Origin of the sequence: Burkholderia sp. Bp8998, from assembly GCF_003854235.1 — a bacterium.
Taxonomy (GTDB): domain Bacteria; phylum Pseudomonadota; class Gammaproteobacteria; order Burkholderiales; family Burkholderiaceae; genus Burkholderia.
In genome coordinates, this window is the sequence record NZ_QTQF01000021.1 from 1 (window position 1) to 20863 (window position 20863).

A 20863-nucleotide genomic window follows, 5' to 3' on the forward strand; every position below is an offset into this window, starting at 1 on the left:
GTCAGCCACGGGAACAGCGCGAAGGTCTGGAACACCATCGCGACGCCTTCGGCCGGGCCGCGCAGCGGCTTGCCGAGGTAGGTTACGTCACCGCCGGTCGGCTCGATCAGCCCCGCGATGATCCGCAGCAGCGTCGACTTGCCCGACCCGGAGCGGCCGAGCAGCCCGACGATCTCGCCCTCGCGCAGCGACAGGTTCGCATCATCGAGCACGAGCAGTTCGCCCTGCGTCTTGTTGAAGCCGCGGCAGACGTGATCGACGCGCAGGATTTCCTCACCGAGGCGCGGCGGCTGGGACGTCTGGACGGGGGCGTTTACAGCATTCGGATTGTGCATCGCGTTTCGCTCTCAATCGGTCTCAGTCGAGCCGCAGCTTCGCTTCGGCGAAGGCATACAGCGGGCGCCACAGCAGGCGGTTGAACAGGGTGACGAACAGGGACATCACGGCGATGCCCAAAATGATCTTCGGAAAGTCGCCGGCGGCGGTGGTCTGCGCGATATATGCGCCGATGCCGTGCGCCTCGATCTTGGTCGTGCCCCATTGCACCGCTTCCGACACGATGCTCGCGTTCCACGCGCCGCCCGATGCGGTGATCGCACCGGTCACGTAGTACGGGAAGATGCCGGGCAGGATCGCCTGGCGCCACCACTGCCAGCCGCGGATCCGGAAGTTCGTCGCGGCTTCGCGATAGTCGTTCGGATAGGACGTCGCGCCCGCGATCACGTTGAACAGGATATACCACTGCGTGCCGAGCACGATCAGCGGCGACAGCCAGATGTCGGGGTTCAGGTGGAAGCGCGCGATCACGATCACGAACACCGGGAACAGCAGGTTCGCCGGGAATGCGGCGAGGAATTGCGCGAGCGGCTGCAGCTTCTCGGCCAGCCTCGGGCGCAGCCCGACCCACACGCCGATCGGCACCCAGATCACGGACGCGATCGAGATCAGCACGACCACGCGCAGCAGCGTGATGAGCCCGAGCACGACGACGTGGCCGACCTCGGCCATCGTCACGCCGGTCGACACGAAACTGACGACGCGCCACACGATATAGGCCGTGCCGAGCAGCACGAGCACCGCCCACGCGATGTCGACGGTGCGCGACGCCTTCTTCTCGACTTTCGGCAGCGTGAAGCGCATCGCGCCCGACAGCGGCAGGCGCAGCGGAATCCGCGCGGCCTTCGCGAAGAACCAGCCGGCCGGCACGAGCAGCTGATGGATCAGGCGCGTGCGGCGCACGAGATCGAGCAGCCAGGATTGCGGCGCATCGCCCGACGCGGTGTTCTCCATCCGGAACTTGTCGGCCCACGCGATCAGCGGACGGAACAGGAACTGGTCGTATGCGAGGATCACGACCGTCATCGTCAGGATCACCCAGCCGATCGCGCCGTGGTTCTTGTCCGAGATCGCCTGTGCGAGATACGCGCCAATGCCCGGCAGCGTAATGGTCTGGTTGCCGACGGTAATGGCTTCCGATGCGACGACGAAGAACCACCCGCCCGACATCGACATCATCATGTTCCAGATCAGCCCCGGCATCGAGAACGGCACCTCGAGCTTCCAGAAGCGCTGCCACGACGTCAGGTGGAAGCCGCGCGACACTTCGTCCAGATCGCGCGGCACCGTGCGCAGCGACTGGTAGAAGCTGAACGTCATGTTCCACGCCTGGCTCGTGAAGATCGCGAAGATCGCCGCCAGTTCGGCGCCGAGCACGCGGCTCGGGAACAGTGCGAGGAAGAACGTGACCGTAAACGAGATGAACCCGAGCACCGGCACCGACTGCAGGATGTCGAGGATCGGGATCAGCACCATGCCGGCGCGGCGGCTTTTCGCGGCGAGCGTGCCGTACACCAGCGTGAACACGAGCGACGCGACCATCGCGGCGAGCATCCGCAGCGTGGTGCGCAGCGCGTATTCGGGCAGGTTCGACGGATCGAGCGAGATCTTCTGGGTCTGAAGGGTCCCGATCGGCGCCATCGTTTCATGAAAGCCGACGACCGCCATCGCGATCAGGCAGATGATCAGCGGGAACGCGATGAAGTCCCACCGGTTCGGCAGGACGCGCCACGCGGACGCGTTGGCGGTCCGGTTCGGATTGAAGAATCCGACGTCCATCAGGCGCCCTCCCCGGTAAGGCCGAACAAAGCCGGCAGACGATGTTGATTCATGGCAAAGCGCACGGGCGCGGTAATTCGACGCGGTAATTCGATTGATTCACGATCTCACGCCGGCGCGAGGCGCCGTACGTGCAAGCTGCGCCCCCGTCGCGGCGAGTCGGGCCGCGACGGCACGACACTACACCAACCTGTATTTCAGGTTCAACCGTCCGGGGCCGGCGCGGCGACGCGCGGGCGGTGCACGGATCGTGCCCGGCACCCGGGGCGAACGGCTGGCGTGCGGCGCGGAGCAGCCCGGCCGCGGTCCTCCGGCCGGCATGCAGGCCCCGAATTATGCCGTGATCCGGGCCGGCCGGGAACCCGCCAGCCGTATACGGACGCAAACCATGCCGGACATCAGCGGACGATGGCGGCGAAGCAGGTATGATCGGGGCTAGCCCCTGACGTCGCTTGCCCCATAGCCGCCAGGGATCGACCGACCAGCGGGAGGAAGGGAATGGCAGGAAACTTGGTGATCGTCTGCCGCGATCAGGACGCCGATGCGTTCTATGAGCTGATGCAGGAGTACGGGTCGTTCCAGACCCGGCTGTCGTCGACGGCGTGGTACCTGAACATGAACGTCGTGCCGGAATCGCTGCAGGAGGAGATCCTGGAGCGCCTCGGCCGCTACACGACCGTCTATATCTTCGAGGCCACGAGCGTGACCTACAACACGATCGACAGCAACGCCGCCGAGACGCTCGGCACGCTGTTCGGCGAATGATGCCGCGCGGCGCCTGCCCGGCAGGCGCCGCTTACGCGGCCTGTGCGTGAAGTTCGTCCTTCGGCACCACGTCGAACGGGAACGTCATCGCCACGCGCAGGCCGCCCTCGGGACGATTGCCGATTTCGCACGCCCCGCCCAGCCTCAGTACCAGCCGCTCGACGATCGCGAGCCCGAGCCCGCTGTGGCCGTTCCCGCCGCGCGCCGGGTCGAGCCGCACGAACGGCCGCGTCGCGGCCGCCAGGTCGCGCGGCGCAATCCCGCCGCCGCTGTCGCTGACCGACAGCACGTAACCTGCCGGCGTACGCGCCGTCTCGACGAGCACGGGCGGCGCGCCATACGCATGCGCATTGTCCAGCAGGTTCGACAGGATCCGGTCGAGCGTCGCGGTCGGCAGCCGGAAGCCATCGTCGGTCGCCAGATGCGTCTGGACCGCCGGCGCGTTCGGTGCGACCGCGCGATAGCTGCGCGCGATGCGCTCGCAGGTCTGGTCGACCGGCACGGGCTCGCTGCGGTCCGCCCCGCCGTGCGCGAACACGAGGAACTGGTCGACGATGTGCGACATCGAGTCGACATCGCGCACCACCCCGTCGCGCAGCCGCGCGTCGTCCATCATTTCCGCGCGCAGGCGCATCCGCGCGAGCGGCGTACGCAGGTCGTGCGCGACGCCGGCCAGCATCACCGCACGGTCGCTCTCGGCCTGCGACACCTGTTCCACCATCTGGTTGAAGCCGTGCGTGAGCTGGCGCAGCTCGCGCGGGCCGCGCTCGCGCAACGGCGGCACCGGCTGGCCGCGGCCGAAGCGCGCGACCGCGCGCGCCAGCGAGCGCAGCGGCTGCTGCAGCTGCCAGGCCGCGAACAGCGCGGCGATCACGCCGGCCGAGAAGATCGTGCCGAGCCACAGCAGCATCCGGTCGAGCGAGCGCGGCGGGCGCAGCGGCTGCACCGGCACCACGATCCAGTTGCGATCGGTCGGCTCCTTGACCCACAGCACCGGCGGATGGCCCGGCGCGCCGACCTCGACCAGGGTGCCGGGCGGCATCCGCTCGCTCACGTCGTCGCGGAAACGCTTGAGCGGCGCCGGCAGGCTCGACTCACCGTCCTTCGGTACATCAGGACTGTCGGGCGACACCAGCCGCACCCGCGACGGCAGCGGCTGGTCGGGCGTGCGCTCGACGTGCTGGCGCACGGCGTCGACGAGGAACGCGGCCTCCTCGACGGCATAACGCGTCTGCATCTGGCTGCGCTCGAGGCGCATCGCGAAGAACCACGCGAAGTGCGACAGGAGCAGCACGCCGATGACCAGCAGCGCCAGCCGCCCGAACAGTGAATCAATGGGTTTGCGCATGGGCCTCGCCGTCGGGCACGAACACGTAGCCGCGCCCGCGGACCGTCTGGATGAAGCGCGGCGTCGACGGATCCGTTTCCAGGATGCGGCGCAGGCGCCACACCTGGACGTCGATGCCGCGGTCGGTGCCGTCGTACTCGGGCCCGTGCAGCAGCTCGAGCAGCCGCTCGCGCGTGAGCGTGCGCAGCGCGTGGTTCACGAAGATCTTCAGCAGCGCGAATTCGCTGCTCGACAGCGTCGCCGGCTTGCCGTCGACCGACAGCGTGCGCGCCTGGAAGTCGAGCACGAAGCGGCCGAACGCGAATGGCTCGCGCTGCTCGGGTGCCGCCGCCGACGGCGTTGCGCGGCGGCGGCGCAGCACGGCCTGCACGCGGGCGAGCAGTTCGCGCGGGTTGAACGGCTTGCCGAGGTAGTCGTCCGCGCCGAGTTCGAGCCCGACGATGCGATCGACGTCGTCCGCGCGCGCGGTCAGCATGATCACGGGGATGTCGTCGCCGGCCGCGCGCAGCTGGCGCAGCGCGGTCAGGCCGTCCACGCCCGGCATCATCAGGTCCAGCACGATCAGGTCGGGCCGCTCGCGCTCGAGGCGCTTCTCGAGCGTTGCCGCATCGTGCAGCACGGACACTTCCATCCCCTGGCGCACGAGATAGTCGCGCAGCAGGTCTCGGAGTTCTTGGTCGTCGTCGACGATGAGGATCTGGGTAGTCATGGCTCGAAGTTTACCGCGCGAGCGCGGAGTCGAAGAACGATACAAAGGAACGAAAGGGTTACTGCGGGTTACGGCGCAAGGGAACTGTAATGCGCCGTAACCCGGCAGCCGCCCCGCGTAACACCGGCCGGGGCACGCGCCGCTAACCTGCGTCTTACCGGATGCGGCACACGGGTCACCCCGCGCACCGCATCGCCGGACCCTTTGGATACTGGAGTTTCTGAAATGTATAAGAAGACTTCCCGCGTGGCCATTGCGGCCGCCACCGTGCTCGCTCTCGCATTCGGCACCGCGCATGCCGCGCAGCCCGACGACATGCCGCCGCCGGGCGGCCCCGGCATGCACCAGATGCACGGCGGCCATGACGGCGGCCCGTTCGGCGTGATCATGAAACTGCACGACCAGCTGAAGCTCAACGCATCGCAGGAGCAGCAATGGCAGACGGCCGTCAATACGATGAAGCAGAACCATGAAGCGATGCGCAAGAGCCACGAGCAGATGCGCGAGCAGTTCAAGGCGCAGCAGAACCAGCCGATCCTCGACCTGAACGCGATGCACGCCGCCCGCCAGCAGGCCGAGCAGCAGAATGCGCAGCTGCGCGAACAGAGCTCGGCCGCCTGGCTCGCGTTCTACAACGGGCTGAACGATCGGCAGAAGACGACGGTCAGCACCGCGCTGAAGCAGCAGTTCGCGCGGATGGAGCAGCGTCACGAGAAGATGAAGGAACGCTGGGAGCAGCACCGCGCGGCCAAGGGCGCGTCGGCACCGGCGCAGTAAGCCGGCGGGCCGCCTCCCCGGGCGGCATCGCAGGGGACGCGGGCACCCGGCCCGCGTCCCCTGTTTCATTTCAGACGACGTCGAACAGCAGCACCTCGGCCGCCCGGCCGCGTGCGAACGCGACCGCGTCCACCCCGGCGATCCGCGCGCCGTCGCCCGCGGCCAGCGCGTGGCCGTTGACCTCCACGTCGCCGCGTGCCACGTGCACATAGGTGCTGCGTCCGGCCGGCACGCCGAACGCCGGCGCCTCGTCGCCATCGATCAGCCCCGCGAAGATCCGCGCATCCGACCGGATCGACAGCGCGCCGTCGTCGCCGTCCGGCGACGCGACGAGCCGCAGGCGGCCGCGCTTCTCGTCGTCGGAAAAATGCCGCTCCGCGTAGCCGGGCCGTCCGCCGAGCTCGGCCGGCTGCAGCCAGATCTGCAGCAGATGCAGCACCCGGTCGCGCGACGCATTGGTTTCACTGTGCATCAGCCCCGTGCCGGCGCTCATCCGCTGGACGCCGCCGGCCCGCACGATGGCGCCGTTGCCGAGGCTGTCGCGATGCGCGAGCACGCCGTCGAGCACGCAGGTGACGATTTCGAGGTCGCGGCGCGGCTGCATCCCGAAGCCTCGCGTCGGCGCGATCCGGTCCTCGCTCAACACACGCAACGCGCCGAACGGCGGATGCGTGGCTCCGGCGTCGCCGGCAAGCGGAAAGCTGTGGCTCGATTCGAGCCAGCCTTGGCGCGTGTGACAACGGTCGGCGGCGCGGCGGATCTGGAACATGGGGCGGGCACTCCGGCAGGCAGATGGTCTTTCTTCGGGTTTACCTGCACTGTAGGGGCGCGCCGTGCGCGCCACAATCCGCCACCCGCGCACCGCATCGTTGCACCCACGAATCCAATCGACGCAGTGCTCGTTGCGAATATCTCGATTACCGCAACGCCCGAATCGAAGAATCGATCGGTCGCGCCGGATTGCCGTTTTCCGGGTATCGCGTTCGGGTAAAATACCGCCCTTTTGGCGTTCGCCCGTCCGGCGAGCGCCGTTGCCTGCGCGCCGAAACACGAATTTTGGCCGTCTAGAATACGCCGCGGCGCCCGGCCCGACCGGCCGCGAGCGCCCCCCGGAAGTGAGCGACAAAAGGATGGAAATGAAGAAGGCCGCCCTGTGCGCCGCCCTCGCCCTCGTGGCGGGCAGCGCCTTCGCGAAAGAGTGGAAGACCGTGCGGATCGGTGTCGATGCCAGCTACCCGCCGTTCGAGTCGACCGCGCCGAGCGGCGAGATCGTCGGTTTCGACGTCGATCTCACCAAGGAAATCTGCAAGCGAATCAACCTGAAGTGCGTGTGGGTCGCGCAGGATCTCGACGGAATCATCCCCGCGCTGAAGGCGAAGAAGTACGACGTCATCGTGTCGTCGCTGACCGTGACGGACAAGCGCCGCGAGCAGATCGACTTCTCCGACAAGGTGTACGACGCCCCCGCGCGGATGATCGCGAAGGCCGGCTCGCCGCTGCTGCCGACGGTCGCGTCGCTCAAGGGCAAGCGCGTCGGCGTCGAACAGGGCTCGACGCAGGAATCCTACGCGAAGGCGTACTGGGAACCGCAAGGCGTGACGATCATTCCTTACCAGAACCAGGACCAGGTCTATGCCGATCTCGGCTCGGGCCGCCTCGACGCGACGCTGCAGGATGAACTCCAGGCCGACTACGGCTTCCTGCGCACGCCGCGCGGCAAGGGATTCGCGTTCGCCGGCCCGGAAGTGAAGGATCCGAAAACGATCGGCGACGGCACCGCGATCGGCCTGCGCAAGGAAGACACGGACCTGAAGCTCAAGATCAACAAGGCGCTGGCCGACATGCACAAGGACGGCACGTACGACCGGCTGTCGCACAAGTATTTCTCGTTCAGCGTCTACTCGGCGCGCTGAGCGCCGACAATGACGGGCAGCGGATGCGGGGGCGGCCCCGCGTCCGGCAGTACAGGCAGTCAACCACGCGCCGCCCGCCCCCTGGCCCGGCACCGGTGCCGGGGCGGACGGTCATGATACGCACGGGGTGTTCCGCGCAGCTTGGCGGGCGCGTCTTTCGCGGCGCACCGCGTGCGCCCTCCGGGACCACACCAGGGACCACATATGTTTCTACAAGGCTACGGCCCGCTGATCCTCGCAGGCACCTGGCAAACCGTCAAACTGGCGGTGCTTTCGCTCGCGCTGTCGTTCCTGCTGGGCCTGCTCGGCGCGGGCGCGAAGCTGTCGCGCAACCGCTTCACGAACGGCGCCGGCACCGTCTATACGACGCTGATCCGCGGCGTGCCCGACCTCGTGCTGATGCTGCTGCTGTTCTACAGCCTGCAGATCTGGCTGAACGCGGCAACCGACGCCCTCGGCTGGGACCAGATCGACATCGACCCGTTCCTCGCCGGCGTGCTCGTGCTCGGCTTCATTTACGGCGCGTACTTCACCGAGACCTTCCGCGGCGCCTTCCTGTCGGTGCCGCGCGGCCAGCTCGAGGCCGGCAGCGCGTACGGGATGACCAACTGGCAAGTGTTCACGCGGATCATGTTCCCGCAGATGATGCGCTTCGCGCTGCCGGGCATCGGCAACAACTGGCAGGTGCTCGTGAAGTCGACCGCGCTGGTGTCGATCATCGGCCTCGCGGACGTCGTGAAGGCGTCGCAGGACGCCGGCAAGGGCACGCTGCGGTTCTTCTTCTTCACGCTGATCGCCGGTGCGGTCTACCTCGCCATCACGACGATCTCGAACTTCGTGCTGATGTGGCTCGAAAAGCGCTACTCGACCGGTGTCCGCAAGGCTGACCTATGATCGAACTCATCCAAGAATACTGGCGCAACTACCTCTACACCGACGGTTTCCGGACCACCGGCGTCGCGATCACGCTGTGGCTGCTGGTCGTGTCGATCGGCCTCGGCTTCTGCCTGTCGGTGCCGCTCGCGGTGGCCCGCGTGTCGAAGAAAAAGTGGCTGTCGGGTGCCGTGTGGCTCTACACGTACGTGTTCCGCGGCACGCCGCTCTACGTGCAGCTGCTGCTCTGCTACACCGGCCTCTACAGCCTGCAGTTCGTGCGCGGCACGCCGATGCTCGACGCGTTCTTCCGCGACGGGATGCACTGCACGCTGCTCGCGTTCACGCTGAACACCTGCGCGTACACCACCGAGATCTTCGCGGGCGCGATCAAGTCGACGTCGTACGGCGAGATCGAGGCCGCGCGCGCGTACGGGATGTCCACCTTCACGATGTATCGCCGCGTGATCCTGCCGTCGGCGCTGCGCCGCTCGCTGCCGCTCTACAGCAACGAAGTGATCCTGATGCTGCACGCGACCACCGTCGCGTTCACCGCGACCGTGCCGGATATCCTGAAGATCGCGCGCGACGTGAACTCGGCGACCTACATGTCGTTCCACGCATTCGGGATCGCCGCCCTGCTCTATCTCGTGATCTCGTTCACGCTCGTGTGGCTGTTCCGCCAAGCCGAGCGTCGCTGGCTCGCGTATCTGCGCCCGCAAGGCAAGTAAGTTTTCGCAGGACTATTGATGAATTCCCAGACTCAGAAGCTTTTCGTCGACGATCTGCACAAGCGGTACGGCGACAACGAGGTGCTCAAGGGCGTGTCGCTGAAGGCGAACTCGGGCGACGTGATCAGCGTGATCGGCTCGTCCGGTTCCGGCAAGAGCACGATGCTGCGTTGTATCAACTTCCTCGAGCAGCCGAACGCGGGCCGCATCGTCGTCGACGGCGAGGAAGTGCGCACCACGCCGGACAAGACGGGCGCGCTGCGCGCGGCCGATTCGAAGCAGCTGCAGCGCGTGCGCACCAAGCTGTCGATGGTGTTCCAGCACTTCAATCTCTGGTCGCACATGAACGTGATCGAGAACGTGATGGAAGCGCCCGTCAACGTGCTCGGCATCCCGAAGAAGGAAGCCGAGGAGCGCGCGCGCGAATATCTCGAGAAGGTCGGCCTCGCGCCGCGCGTCGAGAAGCAGTATCCGTCGCATCTGTCGGGTGGCCAGCAGCAGCGCGTCGCGATCGCACGCGCGCTCGCGATGCATCCGGACGTGATGCTGTTCGACGAGCCGACGTCGGCGCTCGACCCGGAACTGGTCGGCGAAGTGCTGAAGGTGATGCAGAAGCTCGCCGAGGAAGGCCGCACGATGATCGTCGTCACGCACGAGATGGGCTTCGCGCGCAACGTGTCGAATCACGTGATGTTCCTGCACCAGGGGCGCGTGGAGGAAGAAGGCGTGCCGTCCGAGGTGTTCGCGAACCCGAAGAGCGAACGCCTGCGCGGCTTCCTGTCGGGCAGCCTCAAGTAACGCGCGCGACGCGTGACGACACGCGAACGGGCGCCATGCGGCGCCCGTTTTGCGTTTACGCGGCGTCCACCGGCGCGCCGTCGGCGAACGCGCGCAGCGCATCGCCCGCGAGCCGGTAGCGCACCCATTCGCTCTGCGGCGCCGCGCCGACGCTTTCATAGAAGCGGATCGCCGGCTCGTTCCAGTCGAGCACGCTCCATTCGAAGCGCCCGCAGCCGGTATCCACGGCGACACGCGCGAGCGCCTTCAGCAGCCGCAGCCCGGCACCCGCGCCGCGAAAGCGCGGCGATACGTACAGATCCTCGAGATACAGGCCCTGGCGGCCAAGCCACGTCGAATACGAGAAGAAATACACGGCGAAGCCGGCTGGCTCGCCGTCGACCTCGCAGATCAGCGCGCGGGCGGGCGAACCTTCGCCGAACAGGCTGCGCTCGAGCGACGCAGGCGTCGCGACCACTTCATGCTCCGCCTTCTCGTAGATGGCCAGCTCGGTGATGAAACGCAGGATGTGCGGCACGTCGGCGACGGTGGCGGAACGAATGTCGATTTGCACGGTAGGGAGCCCTCCTTCGGCCCGGACTGAAAACGGAATGCGGCGCCCGCGCAAGCGTCTGGCGTCGGACAGATCGACATGCTACGTTCACGGCTCAACTGCAGGAAGTGCAGTTCCTTCATCCAGACATGAACATGATGCATCCTGACCTGCGCCGTCTCGACCTGAACCTGCTGCTCGCGTTCGACGCGCTGTACCGCCACCGGTCGGTCGCCGCGGCCGCGCACGAGCTGGCGATGAGCCCGTCCGCGCTGAGCCATGCGCTCGCGCGGCTGCGCGAAGCGATCGGCGACGCGCTGTTCGTGCGGCTCGGCAACGAGATGCAGCCGACCGTGCGCGCCGACGACATCGCCACCTGGGCCGGCCACGCGCTCGACACGATGTCGAAGGGGCTCGCCCGCGCGCGCCGCTTCGATCCGGCGCAAAGCGACCGCACGTTCGTGTTCGCCGCGAGCGACTACACGGCGTTCGCCGTGCTGCCGGCGTTGCTCGCGCGCATCGAGCAGGTCGCGCCGCGGCTGCGGATCCGCGTCGTCCACTCCGACCGGAAGATCTCGATCGACGAACTCGCGGCCGGCCGCATCGACTTCGCGCTCGGCTATCACGAGGAGTCGGCCGCCGACGCGCAAGGCATCGAGGATTTCGACTGGTTCTCGGACGACTACGTGGTGATCGCGAGCGCCACGCATCCGGACATCCGCCGGCGGCTGACGCTCGTCCAGTACCTCGCGGCACGCCACGTGGTCGTCACGCCGTGGAACGAGTCGCGCGGCGTCGTCGACTACGTGCTCGACCGGCTCGGCCTCGCACGGCAGGTCGCCATGCAGTTGCCGAGCGTGCTGGCCGCACCGTTCGTGATCGCCGAATCGGCACTCCTGATGACGGTGCCGAACCGGGCCGCGCAGGCGCTGCGCCACGCGGCGCCGATCCGCATCTTCCCCGCGCCGTTCGAGATCCCGCGTTACACGGTGAAGGTCTACTCGCACGCGAAGCACGCTCGCACCGACGCGCACCGGTGGCTTCGCTCGCAACTGCTCGACGCCCGGCCGGTACCCGGTTAAGCCGGGCGCGCCTGCACGGCGGGCGGCGCCCTCCCCCTGTCGGACACGCGTTTCCGACACCGCCCGGCAACGGCGGACCGCCGCCAATTCATTACGAAATACTTACCAATTCCGCTTCTCCGGCGCCTACGCTCACGCCCCCGGGGACGTCAATAGTGGCAATCCTTGACCCATCAGCGCTGAATCCATGTCTCCCTTGTCTGACAAGGGGTTTCCGGGAACCGACGGCCCCTTTGGCACCCGCGGCGCACTGTGTTGCATGGCAATTTGGCGACACGTGTTAGTCAAACAACGATTTCCGTCGCCACAAAATTGTATTTTTGCTAAATTAGTAACCAAAGTAGCAAAACGAAGTTCGTGAAATGTAGTTTAGCTTCACGATATAACAAGGAGACCCGCAAGCCGACCCGGCAGCGCGGGACCGCTCAACGGTGTTCCGTCCGCTTGCCCGCGTGCCACGCCTACCGGCCCTGCACGAGGTCTCCCTGGTTATCCCGCTTTTCGCTTTTGCCCGGCGCTCGCTGTGCCGGGCATCTCGTGCAGTCTGGGTTGACTTTTTGACAGGGTATGGAGGAGATGATGAAGAAAGCTTTGGTCGCGGCCGCGCTGATGGCTGCTGGGGTGGTTACGGCGCACGCGCAGAGCAGCGTTACGCTGTATGGTCGCCTGGATGCCGGCCTCGAGTACCTGAACGGCCTGCAGAACGGCCACCAAGTGCGCGCGGAAAGCGGCGACTGGGGCACGAGCCTGTGGGGCTTGAAGGGCAGCGAGGACATCGGTGACGGCAACAAGGTCCTGTTCCACCTGGAAGGCGCGTTCAACACGATGACCGGCGGGCTCGGCACGAGCGGCTCGATCTGGGATCGTTTCGCGACCGTCGGCATTTCGAACGACCGCTACGGTACGCTGCTGCTGGGTCGCGAACTCGCGATCGCGAACGGCGTGTGGGACTTCGATCCGCTGGGCCAGTCGAGCTGGTCGTCGGCATCGCTGGTGCGCGGCCGCAACTGGAACAAGACCAGCAACAACGTGTCGTACCAGTCGCCGCAGTTCTACGGCCTCGACTTCTACGGCCAGTTCGCGTTCTCGAACTCGACCAGCTTCAACGGCAACACGACGGCCGGCCAGCCGGGCCGTGCAGCCGGCGCGCAAATCACGTACACGAACTCGCTGTTCCAGTTGCGCGGCATCTACGACGAAACGCGCGACAGCAACGGCCGCTTCTCCGACGTGTTCAACTACTCGCGTGAATACTTCGCGGGCGCGAACGTGTTCCTCGGCCAGTTCAAGCTGCAAGCCGCCTACCAGGCGTCGCACGCGGACGGCAGCGGCGGCCCGGCCGTCAACAACGGCATCACCGGCACCCAGCAGGTCTGGGGCGGCGTGACGTGGCAGGCAACGCCGGCGGCAGCGCTGATCGCGGCCGTGTACCACGTGAACGCCAACCACGGCGGCGGCAACGCGAACATCTACACGGTCGGCGGTTCGTACAACATCTCGAAGCGCACGCTGTTCGACATGCAGGTCGCGACGGTGCGCAACAGCAAGACCGCGAACTTCGGCCTGAACGCGAACGGTGCAGGCACCGCCGTGTCGACCGGCAACCCGCATCCGGGCGGCAGCCAGACCGGCGTCTACGCCGGCATCCAGCACCTGTTCTGATCAGGCGCCGTCCAGAGAACGATTCGACAACACTTTCCACGCTGCTGCGAGAGGCGCGTATCGGTGCGGTACCCACCCGGGTATCCGCACCGTTTTTTATTGGCGGGCCGGGATCGTGCGATCCGCGGCCCGATCGACCCAATCGGCCCGATCGACCGCATCGGCCGAATGCGGCGCTCAGACCGCCGCTTCGTTCTCTTCGCCGGTGCGGATGCGGATCACGCGCTCGACGTCCGACACGAAGATCTTGCCGTCGCCGATCTTGCCCGTGCGCGCCGCGCCGATCACCGCGTCGATCACCTGGTCGACCTGCGCTTCCGCGACGACCACCTCGATCTTCATCTTCGGCAGGAAGTCGACCACGTATTCGGCGCCGCGATACAGCTCGGTGTGCCCTTTCTGGCGGCCGAAGCCCTTCACTTCCGTCACCGTCAGGCCGGTGAGGCCGACTTCGGCGAGCGCTTCGCGGACTTCGTCCAGCTTGAACGGCTTGATGATGGCGGTGATGCGTTTCATGATGGTTGTCCCTCGATGCTCGTTTGGATGCAAAATCGCGATCCCGATTGTAAGCCGTAAGCCGGCCAGCCGCGTGCGGCCCGGCACGGCTCAGTCGAGACGTTCGGTAAAGCGTGACGTGATCGGATAGCGCCAGTCGCGCCCGAATGCGCGATGCGTGACGCGAATGCCGATCGGCGCCTGGCGGCGCTTGTACTCGTTGATCTTGATGAGCCGCGTCACGCGCGCGACGTCGGCCTCCGCATAACCGGCCGCGACGATCTCCGCGAGCGGCCGGTCCTCCTCCATGTACATCCGCATGATCGCGTCGAGCACGTCGTACGGCGGCAGACTGTCCTGGTCCGTCTGGTTCTCGCGCAGCTCGGCCGACGGCGCACGCGTCAGGATCCGCTCGGGGATCACGTCGCGCAGCCCGTAGTCTGCAGTGGCATTGCGATAGCGGCACAGCCGGTAGACCAGCGTCTTCGCAATGTCCTTGATCACCGCGAAGCCGCCGGCCATGTCGCCGTACAGCGTGCAGTAGCCGACCGCCATCTCGCTCTTGTTGCCGGTCGTCAGCACGATCGAGCCGAACTTGTTCGACAGCGCCATCAGCAGCGTGCCGCGGATGCGCGCCTGGATGTTCTCTTCCGTCGCGTCCTCCGCGCGGCCCGCGAATTCGCCCGCGAGCGCCTCCCGGAACGCGTCGAACATTGGCGCGATCGCGATCTCGTCGTAGCGCACGCCGACGCGCCGCGCCATTTCCGCCGCGTCGGTGGTCGAGATGTCGGCCGTGTAGCGCGACGGCATCATCACCGCGCGGACGCGCTCGGGCCCGAGCGCGTCGCAGGCGACCGCGAGCACCAGCGCCGAGTCGACACCCCCCGACAGCCCGATCAGCACGCCGGGAAAGCCGTTCTTGCCGATGTAGTCGCGCACACCGGTCACGAGCGCGCGATAGACTTGCGCGTCGACCGGCAGTTCGGGCGCGATCGCGCCGGGCAGCGGGCGTGCCCCGTCGAACTCGACGATCGCGTGCCCTTCGTCGAACTGCGGCATCTTCGCGACGAGCGTGCCCTGCGCGTCGAGCACGAACGAGCCGCCGTCGAACACGAGCTCGTCCTGGCCGCCGACGAGGTTCACGTAGACCATCGGCAGCCCGGTTTCGCGGATCCGCGCGCGCAGGATGTCGATGCGCAGCGCTTCCTTGTTCATGTGGTACGGCGAACCGTTCGGGATCAGCAGCACCTGTGCGCCGGCGGCCTTCGCGATCTGCGCGGCCGACGCATGCCATGCGTCCTCGCAGATGATCACGCCGTATTTGACGCCGTTCAGCTCGAACACGAGCGGCTCGGTGTCCGTCGCGAAGTAGCGCTTCTCGTCGAACACGTCGGCGTTCGGCAGGTCCTGCTTGCGGTAGGTGCCGACGATCTCGCCGCCGACGATCAGCGACACCGCGTTGTAGGTGTCGCTCGGCGGCACGCCGCGCTCGATCGGGCGGTTTGCATTACCATCGACGGCTGGCGCGTGCGGATCGCCGCCCGGCGCATCGGCGCCCGCGCTCCGCAGCGGATGACCGACCAGCACCGCGAGCCCGTCGAACGCACGCAGCGCATCGGCGAGCGCGTCGAGCGCGGCGGCCGCCGCCGAGTAGAACGCGGGCCGCAGCAGCAGGTCTTCCGGCGGATAGCCGGACAGCGCGAGTTCGGGCGCGATCATCAGGTGCGCACCATCGTCGTGCGCGGCGCGGGCGGCCGCGACGATTCGCGCGACGTTGCCGGCGAAATCGCCGACGGTGACGTTGATCTGGGCGAGAGCGAGTCGGGTCTTCATGACGGGATCGGCGCAGCCCGGCGGCGCGCCCTGAACGGCTGACGAAATCGTCCCGGACGCGGGCCACGGCGGCACGCATCCGGCGGCATCCAACAGTACGGATTCACGCTTGAAACACGAACGCATCGATTATCGCACGGGCATCCTGTCGTCCCCCGCGGAGGTACCGGCCGACGAATGGAACGCGCTGCTCGAACGCGACGCGCAGCCGACGCCGTTCCTGCGCCACGAATTCCTCGACGCGCTGCACGTCGCGCGCTGCGCGGTCGACGACACCGGCTGGTCGCCGCACTTCGTCACGCTGACCGACGCGCGCACGGGCCGGCTCGCGGCCGCCGCGCCCGTCTACGCGAAGCAGCATTCGTACGGCGAATACGTGTTCGACTGGGCGTGGGCCGACGCGTACCAGCGCAACAACCTGCCCTACTACCCGAAGCTGCTGTGCGCGGTGCCGTTCACGCCCGTGCAGGGCACGCGCCTGCTCGCGGCCAACGATGACGCGCGCCGCCAGCTCGCGGCCACGCTGCTCGCGTTCGCCGAGCAGAGCGACGTGTCGTCGCTGCACGTGCTGTTCCCGACCGGCGACGAAGCGCGACTGCTCGAGTCGATGGGAATGATGTTGCGCGAAGGCGTGCAGTTCCACTGGCTCAACGACGGCTACCGCGACTTCGACGACTTCCTCGGCACGCTCGAACAGAAGAAGCGCAAGAACATCCGCGCGGAACGGCGCAAGGTGCGCGATGCCGGCGTCACGTTCCGGCGCCTCGCCGGTGAGCAGATCACCGACGCAGACTGGCGCTTCTTCTCGCGCTGCTACCGGCAGACCTACCGCGAGCACTATTCGAGCCCGTACCTGAATCTCGACTTCTTCCGCACGATCGGCGCGACGATGCCGGAGAACCTGCTGCTCGTGATCGCCGAAGCCGACGGACAGCCGATCGCGAGCTCGCTCGCGGTCTACCGTCGCGGTGCGAACGGCAGCGGCGGCACGCTGTACGGCCGCTACTGGGGCGCGCTCGAACACGTGCCCTGCCTGCATTTCGAAACGGCCTACTACCAGTTGCTCGAGTTCTGCATCGAGGCCGGACTCGACACGTTCGAGGGCGGTGCGCAAGGCGAGCACAAGCTCGCGCGCGGCTTCCTGCCGACCGTCACGCATTCCGCGCACTGGCTCGCGCACCCGGCGTTTGCCGATGCGGTCGCGCGCTTTCTCGAACGCGAGACCGAGCATATCCACGCGTACGTCGACGAGTTGCGCGAACACGATCCGTTCCGGCGCGGCACGTGACGGCTCGCGCGCATCGCGTCTTTCGCGGCGGCCGCCGCCATTTCTGAGACACTGGCGGCTTCGCATCCCGCCGCCTTCCCATGTCCTGGTTTCTGTATCTGATCGAGTGCGCCGACGACAGCGTCTACACGGGCATCACGACCGACGTCGCCGCGCGCTTCGACGAGCATGCATCCGGCAAGGGCGCGCGCTACACACGCTCGCGCAAGCCGCGCACGGTGCTCGCGTCGTTCCCGCTGCCCGACCGGTCGATCGCGTCGCGCGCCGAGTACTGGGTGAAGCGGCTCACGGCCGCGCAAAAGCGAGAACTGGCGGCCGGGATCCGGACGCTCGAATCGGTGTTGCCGGCCGGGATGTCGATCGACGGAAACGTCGATGACGCCGGGCTGCAGGACGGCACACGCGAAAAGAAGAACGTGAAGGTGAAGGCGAAGCGTGCCGACATGGCGACGCAGCCGGCCGACACGGAAAAGGCCGTCGGGAAAGCCGCGAAGACGGGAACTGCCGGAACAAGGTCCAAGGCCACGAAAACCGAGAAGCCCGGACGCGCCGCAACGGCGCCAAAGCCGGCAAAGGCCGCGGCCAAACTCATCCAGGCCGTCGCTGCCCCCGCGCGCCGCGCAACGGGTGCGAAACGCGCGAAGGCCGCACCGAGTGCGAACACCCTGCCCGCTCCCTCCCGCAAGAAAGCCACCACCCGCGCCACGCAGCGCACAAAACAAAACCGCGCGGCCTCCTGAGGAGACACGCGCGGTTGGTGTTCCGATCGAACCGGCCGTGAGGCCGGTCCGCCGGCTTACTTCTTGTAGTTCGCGGCGCCGTCGGCGATTTCCTTGTGCGCGGCGTCGATGCCGGCCCAGCCTTCGACCTTCACCCACTTGCCCTTCTCGAGCGCCTTGTATTGCTCGAAGAAGTGCTTGATCTGGTCCTTCAGGTACTCGGGCACGTCGTCGATCGACTTCAGGTTCGCCGTCATCGGGCAGACCTTGTCGTGCGGCACGGCGACCAGCTTCGCGTCGACGCCCGACTCGTCGGTCATCTGCAGCATGCCGAGCACGCGCGAACGCACGATCGAGCCGGCCAGCAGCGGGAACGGCGTGATCACCAGCACGTCGACCGGATCGCCGTCGCCCGACAGCGTCTGCGGGATGTAGCCGTAGTTCACCGGGTAGCGCATGCCGGTACCGATGAAACGGTCGACGACGAGGAGACCCAGCTCCTTGTCCGCCTCGTACTTCACCGGATCGCTTTGCGCGGGGATCTCGATGATCACGTTGAAATCGTGCGGCAGGTCCTTGCCGGCCGGAACATGATTGAAGCTCATAGCGCTCTCTGTTGGTCGATGGGAATTCGGGACAGGGCGCCGCGGCCGATGCACCGCCGCGGGCGTCCCCGCAGGGAATGCGCCATTATAGCCAATCGACCGGTGGCGTCCGGATGACGATCGGCGCGATAATCGTTCCGGATGTCCGGCCACCGAACCCGACGCAGCGTGATCCGGCAGCGGTGCGCAGGCACGATGCCGCGAACGCGAAGACAGGAGCAGGCATGGAAGAAGCGAAGCACTTCATCGCGGGCGAATGGACGTTGCCGGCGCAACTGGAGACGATTCCGGTCGTCGATCCGTCCGACGGCCAGGCGTTCGCGTCGATCGCGCGCGGCACGGCGCCCGACATCGAGCGCGCGGTCGCCGCGGCCCGCGACGCGTTCGCGGGCCCGTGGGGCGCGGCGAGCGCCGCGGAGCGCGGCCGCGTGCTGATGCGGCTGTCGGCGCGCGTCGCCGACCATCTCGAGGAACTCGCCGCGATCGAGGCGCGCGACACCGGCAAGCCGCTGAAACAGGCTCGCGCCGACGCCGCCGCGCTCGCGCGCTACTTCGAGTTCTACGCAGGCGCCGCCGACAAACTGCACGGCGAAACCCTTCCCTATCAGGCCGGCTACACGGTGCTGACGGTGCGCGAGCCGCACGGCGTCACCGGCCACATCGTGCCGTGGAACTACCCGATGCAGATCTTCGGGCGCAGCGTCGGCGCGGCGCTTGCGGCCGGCAATGCATGCGTCGTGAAACCGGCCGAGGATGCGTGCCTGTCGGTGCTGCGCGTGGCCGAACTGGCCGCCGAAGCCGGGCTGCCGGCCGGTGCGCTCAACGTCGTCACCGGCTACGGCCATGAAGCCGGCGCCGCGCTCGCGCGCCATCCCGGCATCGACCACATCTCGTTTACGGGTTCGCCCGCGACCGGCAAGCTGGTCACGCAGATGGCCGCGGAGAACCACGTGCCCGTCACGCTCGAGCTCGGCGGCAAGTCGCCGCAGATCGTGTTCGCCGATGCCGATCTCGAGGCGGCGCTGCCGGTGCTCGTGTCGGCGATCGTGCAGAACGGCGGGCAGACCTGTTCGGCCGGCAGCCGCGTGCTGATCGAGCGGGCGGTCTACGAGCCGCTCGTCGAACGGCTCGCCACCGCCTTCAACGGGCTGCGGGTCGGCCCGAGCCGCGCGGATCTCGATTGCGGCCCGCTGATCAATGCGAAGCAGCAACAGCGCGTGTGGGATTTCCTGTCCGACGCGCAGCACGACGGCATTCCGATGGCCGGGCACGGCCAGGTCGTCGCCGATGCGCCCGAAAGCGGCTTCTACCAGGCGCCCGCGCTGCTGCGCGACGTGCCGCCGTCGCACCGGCTCGCGCAGGAGGAAGTGTTCGGCCCGGTGCTTGCCGCGATGCGGTTCGTCGACGAAGACGAAGCGGTCGCACTCGCGAACGGCACGCCGTACGGCCTCGTCGCGGGCATCTGGACCCGCGACGGCGCGCGCCAGCTGCGTCTCGCGCGCCGCCTGCGTGCAGGACAGGTGTTCATCAACAACTACGGCGCGGGCGGCGGCGTCGAGCTGCCGTTCGGCGGCGTCGGCCACTCGGGTCACGGCCGCGAGAAAGGCTTCGAGGCGCTGTACGGCTTCACGACGCTGAAGACGATCGCGATCCGGCACGGCTGAACCAGACGAACCCGACCGGCCGCGCGGCGAAACACCCGGCATTCTTCCAACACAGGAGACACACCATGCGGTTGAGCGGCAAGACGGCCATCGTCACGGGCGGCGGTTCGGGCTTCGGCGAAGGCATCGCGAAGACCTATGCGCGCGAAGGCGCGAACGTCGTCGTCAACGACCTGAACGGTGCGGCGGCCGAGCGCGTCGCGAGCGAGATCGCGCTGGCGGGCGGCAAGGCGATCGCGGTCGCGGGCGACGTATCGAAAGACGACGACTGGCGCGCGCTGCTGCAGGCCTCGCTCGACGATTTCCATTCGGTGCAGATCGTCGTGAACAACGCCGGCACCACGCACCGCAACAAGCCGGTGCTCGACGTGACCGAAGCCGAGTTCGACCGCGTGTACGCCGTCAACATGAAGAGCCTGTTCTGGAGCGTGCAGATCTTCGTTCCGTATTTCCGCACGCAGGGCGGCGGCGTGTTCGTGAACGTCGCGTCGACGGCCGGCGTGCGGCCGCGCCCGGGCCTCGTCTGGTACAACAGCACGAAGGGCGCGATGATCACCGCGAGCAAGTCGCTCGCGGCCGAGCTCGGCGCCGACCGGATCCGCGTGAACTGCATCAACCCGGTGCTCGGCGAGACGGGCCTGATGACCGAGTTCATGGGCTGCGAGGACACGCCGGAGAATCGCCGCCGGTTCCTGGCGACGATTCCGCTCGGCCGCTTCTCGACGCCGCAGGACATCGCGAACGCAGCGCTGTACCTCGCATCCGACGAAGCCGAGTTCATCACCGGCGTCTGTCTCGAAGTCGACGGCGGGCGCTGCATCTAACCGCACGGCCGTGATTTGCGCCGCGCCGGCTTCGCCGGCCGGCGCCGCATCCACGCATCGGCATTGCTCGTACGACACCGGATCGGTCGCCTGCGCGCCCGATCCGGTCCATGACAAGACAAGACAAGAA

21 protein-coding genes are annotated in these 20863 nt (G+C 67.4%); 12 read left to right on the plus strand and 9 right to left on the minus strand.

What is annotated here, in order from left to right; translation table 11 throughout:
• A partial coding sequence (locus DIE06_RS20850) for an ATP-binding cassette domain-containing protein (RefSeq protein WP_124662975.1) occupies positions 1 to 335 on the minus strand: 335 nt, incomplete at its 3' end.
• Between the two features lie 22 nt (positions 336 to 357).
• Complete coding sequence (locus tag DIE06_RS20855; protein ID WP_124662976.1) at positions 358 to 2115, minus strand: ABC transporter permease subunit; 1758 nt, start codon at positions 2113 to 2115, stop codon at positions 358 to 360.
• A gap of 498 nt (positions 2116 to 2613) precedes the next feature.
• Here DIE06_RS20855 and DIE06_RS20860 point away from each other — a divergent pair, with 498 nt between their 5' ends.
• Complete coding sequence (locus DIE06_RS20860) at positions 2614 to 2880, plus strand: hypothetical protein (RefSeq protein ID WP_027786765.1); 267 nt, start codon at positions 2614 to 2616, stop codon at positions 2878 to 2880.
• 31 nt (positions 2881 to 2911) lie between these two features.
• On the opposite strand, the gene DIE06_RS20865 is transcribed toward DIE06_RS20860, so the two are convergent.
• Both DIE06_RS20865 and DIE06_RS20870 read right to left on the minus strand, forming a co-directional pair.
• A complete protein-coding gene (locus tag DIE06_RS20865; RefSeq protein ID WP_124662977.1) occupies positions 2912 to 4228 on the minus strand; it encodes an ATP-binding protein in 1317 nt (438 codons plus the stop codon).
• Positions 4212 to 4937 carry a response regulator gene (locus DIE06_RS20870; protein WP_009693256.1) on the minus strand — a complete coding sequence of 242 codons (726 nt, stop codon included), beginning with the start codon at positions 4935 to 4937 and terminating at the stop codon, positions 4212 to 4214. The genes DIE06_RS20865 and DIE06_RS20870 overlap by 17 nt, the downstream gene beginning before the upstream one ends.
• 225 nt (positions 4938 to 5162) lie before the next feature.
• Between DIE06_RS20870 and DIE06_RS20875 the strand changes: the two genes are divergently transcribed.
• Positions 5163 to 5714 carry a periplasmic heavy metal sensor gene (locus DIE06_RS20875; protein ID WP_124662978.1) on the plus strand — a complete coding sequence of 184 codons (552 nt, stop codon included), beginning with the start codon at positions 5163 to 5165 and terminating at the stop codon, positions 5712 to 5714.
• 70 nt (positions 5715 to 5784) lie between these two features.
• Here the strand turns inward: DIE06_RS20875 and DIE06_RS20880 are convergent, their stop codons facing one another.
• On the minus strand, positions 5785 to 6483 hold the full coding sequence (locus DIE06_RS20880; RefSeq protein ID WP_124663069.1) for a pirin family protein: 699 nt from the start codon (positions 6481 to 6483) through the stop codon (positions 5785 to 5787).
• Between the two features lie 367 nt (positions 6484 to 6850).
• Between DIE06_RS20880 and DIE06_RS20885 the strand changes: the two genes are divergently transcribed.
• The 4 genes from DIE06_RS20885 (at position 6851) to DIE06_RS20900 (ending at position 10029) form a co-directional block, all read left to right on the plus strand.
• Positions 6851 to 7627: an ABC transporter substrate-binding protein gene (locus DIE06_RS20885; RefSeq protein ID WP_148093473.1), complete on the plus strand. Its 777-nt coding sequence runs from the start codon at positions 6851 to 6853 to the stop codon at positions 7625 to 7627.
• Between the two features lie 204 nt (positions 7628 to 7831).
• The gene (locus DIE06_RS20890; protein WP_124613479.1) at positions 7832 to 8521 is read left to right on the plus strand and encodes an ABC transporter permease; all 690 of its coding nucleotides are present in this window, start codon (positions 7832 to 7834) and stop codon (positions 8519 to 8521) included.
• Positions 8518 to 9231, plus strand: a complete 714-nt coding sequence (locus tag DIE06_RS20895; RefSeq protein WP_124662979.1) for an ABC transporter permease — start codon at positions 8518 to 8520, stop codon at positions 9229 to 9231. The genes DIE06_RS20890 and DIE06_RS20895 overlap by 4 nt, the downstream gene beginning before the upstream one ends.
• A gap of 18 nt (positions 9232 to 9249) precedes the next feature.
• Positions 9250 to 10029, plus strand: a complete 780-nt coding sequence (locus tag DIE06_RS20900) for an ABC transporter ATP-binding protein (RefSeq protein WP_124662980.1) — start codon at positions 9250 to 9252, stop codon at positions 10027 to 10029.
• 55 nt (positions 10030 to 10084) lie between these two features.
• On the opposite strand, the gene DIE06_RS20905 is transcribed toward DIE06_RS20900, so the two are convergent.
• Complete coding sequence (locus tag DIE06_RS20905) at positions 10085 to 10582, minus strand: GNAT family N-acetyltransferase (RefSeq protein ID WP_124662981.1); 498 nt, start codon at positions 10580 to 10582, stop codon at positions 10085 to 10087.
• Positions 10583 to 10716: 134 nt separating this feature from the next.
• Here DIE06_RS20905 and DIE06_RS20910 point away from each other — a divergent pair, with 134 nt between their 5' ends.
• Positions 10717 to 11643, plus strand: coding sequence for a LysR family transcriptional regulator (locus tag DIE06_RS20910; RefSeq protein ID WP_124662982.1), 927 nt, complete (start codon positions 10717 to 10719; stop codon positions 11641 to 11643).
• A 576-nt stretch (positions 11644 to 12219) separates the two neighbouring features.
• Complete coding sequence (locus DIE06_RS20915) at positions 12220 to 13305, plus strand: porin (RefSeq protein ID WP_124662983.1); 1086 nt, start codon at positions 12220 to 12222, stop codon at positions 13303 to 13305.
• 177 nt (positions 13306 to 13482) lie between these two features.
• On the opposite strand, the gene DIE06_RS20920 is transcribed toward DIE06_RS20915, so the two are convergent.
• Together DIE06_RS20920 and DIE06_RS20925 are read right to left on the minus strand one after the other, a co-directional pair.
• Complete coding sequence (locus DIE06_RS20920) at positions 13483 to 13821, minus strand: P-II family nitrogen regulator (protein WP_006398637.1); 339 nt, start codon at positions 13819 to 13821, stop codon at positions 13483 to 13485.
• Positions 13822 to 13911: 90 nt separating this feature from the next.
• Positions 13912 to 15633: an NAD+ synthase gene (locus DIE06_RS20925; RefSeq protein ID WP_124662984.1), complete on the minus strand. Its 1722-nt coding sequence runs from the start codon at positions 15631 to 15633 to the stop codon at positions 13912 to 13914.
• A 109-nt stretch (positions 15634 to 15742) separates the two neighbouring features.
• Between DIE06_RS20925 and DIE06_RS20930 the strand changes: the two genes are divergently transcribed.
• Positions 15743 to 16921, plus strand: coding sequence for a GNAT family N-acetyltransferase (locus DIE06_RS20930; RefSeq protein WP_124662985.1), 1179 nt, complete (start codon positions 15743 to 15745; stop codon positions 16919 to 16921).
• An 80-nt stretch (positions 16922 to 17001) separates the two neighbouring features.
• A complete protein-coding gene (locus DIE06_RS20935; RefSeq protein ID WP_124662986.1) occupies positions 17002 to 17661 on the plus strand; it encodes a GIY-YIG nuclease family protein in 660 nt (219 codons plus the stop codon).
• 56 nt (positions 17662 to 17717) lie between these two features.
• Here DIE06_RS20935 and ppa read toward each other — a convergent pair whose 3' ends face one another.
• Complete coding sequence (gene ppa, locus DIE06_RS20940) at positions 17718 to 18245, minus strand: inorganic diphosphatase (RefSeq protein WP_011885693.1); 528 nt, start codon at positions 18243 to 18245, stop codon at positions 17718 to 17720.
• 224 nt (positions 18246 to 18469) lie between these two features.
• Here ppa and DIE06_RS20945 point away from each other — a divergent pair, with 224 nt between their 5' ends.
• The gene (locus DIE06_RS20945; protein ID WP_124662987.1) at positions 18470 to 19909 is read left to right on the plus strand and encodes an aldehyde dehydrogenase family protein; all 1440 of its coding nucleotides are present in this window, start codon (positions 18470 to 18472) and stop codon (positions 19907 to 19909) included.
• 65 nt (positions 19910 to 19974) lie between these two features.
• The gene (locus tag DIE06_RS20950; RefSeq protein WP_124662988.1) at positions 19975 to 20733 is read left to right on the plus strand and encodes an SDR family oxidoreductase; all 759 of its coding nucleotides are present in this window, start codon (positions 19975 to 19977) and stop codon (positions 20731 to 20733) included.
• Positions 20734 to 20863 lie beyond the last annotated feature (130 nt).

What these genes read in the sequence shown, in the direction of transcription:
- DIE06_RS20855 (WP_124662976.1), bottom strand. Translation starts at nt 2,115, where the DNA reads ATGGACGTCGGATTCTTCAATCCGAACCGGACCGCCAACGCGTCCGCG.
- DIE06_RS20860 (WP_027786765.1), top strand. Translation starts at nt 2,614, where the DNA reads ATGGCAGGAAACTTGGTGATCGTCTGCCGCGATCAGGACGCCGATGCG.
- DIE06_RS20865 (WP_124662977.1), bottom strand. Translation starts at nt 4,228, where the DNA reads ATGCGCAAACCCATTGATTCACTGTTCGGGCGGCTGGCGCTGCTGGTC.
- DIE06_RS20870 (WP_009693256.1), bottom strand. Translation starts at nt 4,937, where the DNA reads ATGACTACCCAGATCCTCATCGTCGACGACGACCAAGAACTCCGAGAC.
- DIE06_RS20875 (WP_124662978.1), top strand. Translation starts at nt 5,163, where the DNA reads ATGTATAAGAAGACTTCCCGCGTGGCCATTGCGGCCGCCACCGTGCTC.
- DIE06_RS20880 (WP_124663069.1), bottom strand. Translation starts at nt 6,483, where the DNA reads ATGTTCCAGATCCGCCGCGCCGCCGACCGTTGTCACACGCGCCAAGGC.
- DIE06_RS20885 (WP_148093473.1), top strand. Translation starts at nt 6,851, where the DNA reads ATGAAGAAGGCCGCCCTGTGCGCCGCCCTCGCCCTCGTGGCGGGCAGC.
- DIE06_RS20890 (WP_124613479.1), top strand. Translation starts at nt 7,832, where the DNA reads ATGTTTCTACAAGGCTACGGCCCGCTGATCCTCGCAGGCACCTGGCAA.
- DIE06_RS20895 (WP_124662979.1), top strand. Translation starts at nt 8,518, where the DNA reads ATGATCGAACTCATCCAAGAATACTGGCGCAACTACCTCTACACCGAC.
- DIE06_RS20900 (WP_124662980.1), top strand. Translation starts at nt 9,250, where the DNA reads ATGAATTCCCAGACTCAGAAGCTTTTCGTCGACGATCTGCACAAGCGG.
- DIE06_RS20910 (WP_124662982.1), top strand. Translation starts at nt 10,717, where the DNA reads ATGATGCATCCTGACCTGCGCCGTCTCGACCTGAACCTGCTGCTCGCG.
- DIE06_RS20915 (WP_124662983.1), top strand. Translation starts at nt 12,220, where the DNA reads ATGATGAAGAAAGCTTTGGTCGCGGCCGCGCTGATGGCTGCTGGGGTG.
- DIE06_RS20920 (WP_006398637.1), bottom strand. Translation starts at nt 13,821, where the DNA reads ATGAAACGCATCACCGCCATCATCAAGCCGTTCAAGCTGGACGAAGTC.
- DIE06_RS20925 (WP_124662984.1), bottom strand. Translation starts at nt 15,633, where the DNA reads ATGAAGACCCGACTCGCTCTCGCCCAGATCAACGTCACCGTCGGCGAT.
- DIE06_RS20935 (WP_124662986.1), top strand. Translation starts at nt 17,002, where the DNA reads ATGTCCTGGTTTCTGTATCTGATCGAGTGCGCCGACGACAGCGTCTAC.
- ppa (WP_011885693.1), bottom strand. Translation starts at nt 18,245, where the DNA reads ATGAGCTTCAATCATGTTCCGGCCGGCAAGGACCTGCCGCACGATTTC.
- DIE06_RS20945 (WP_124662987.1), top strand. Translation starts at nt 18,470, where the DNA reads ATGGAAGAAGCGAAGCACTTCATCGCGGGCGAATGGACGTTGCCGGCG.
- DIE06_RS20950 (WP_124662988.1), top strand. Translation starts at nt 19,975, where the DNA reads ATGCGGTTGAGCGGCAAGACGGCCATCGTCACGGGCGGCGGTTCGGGC.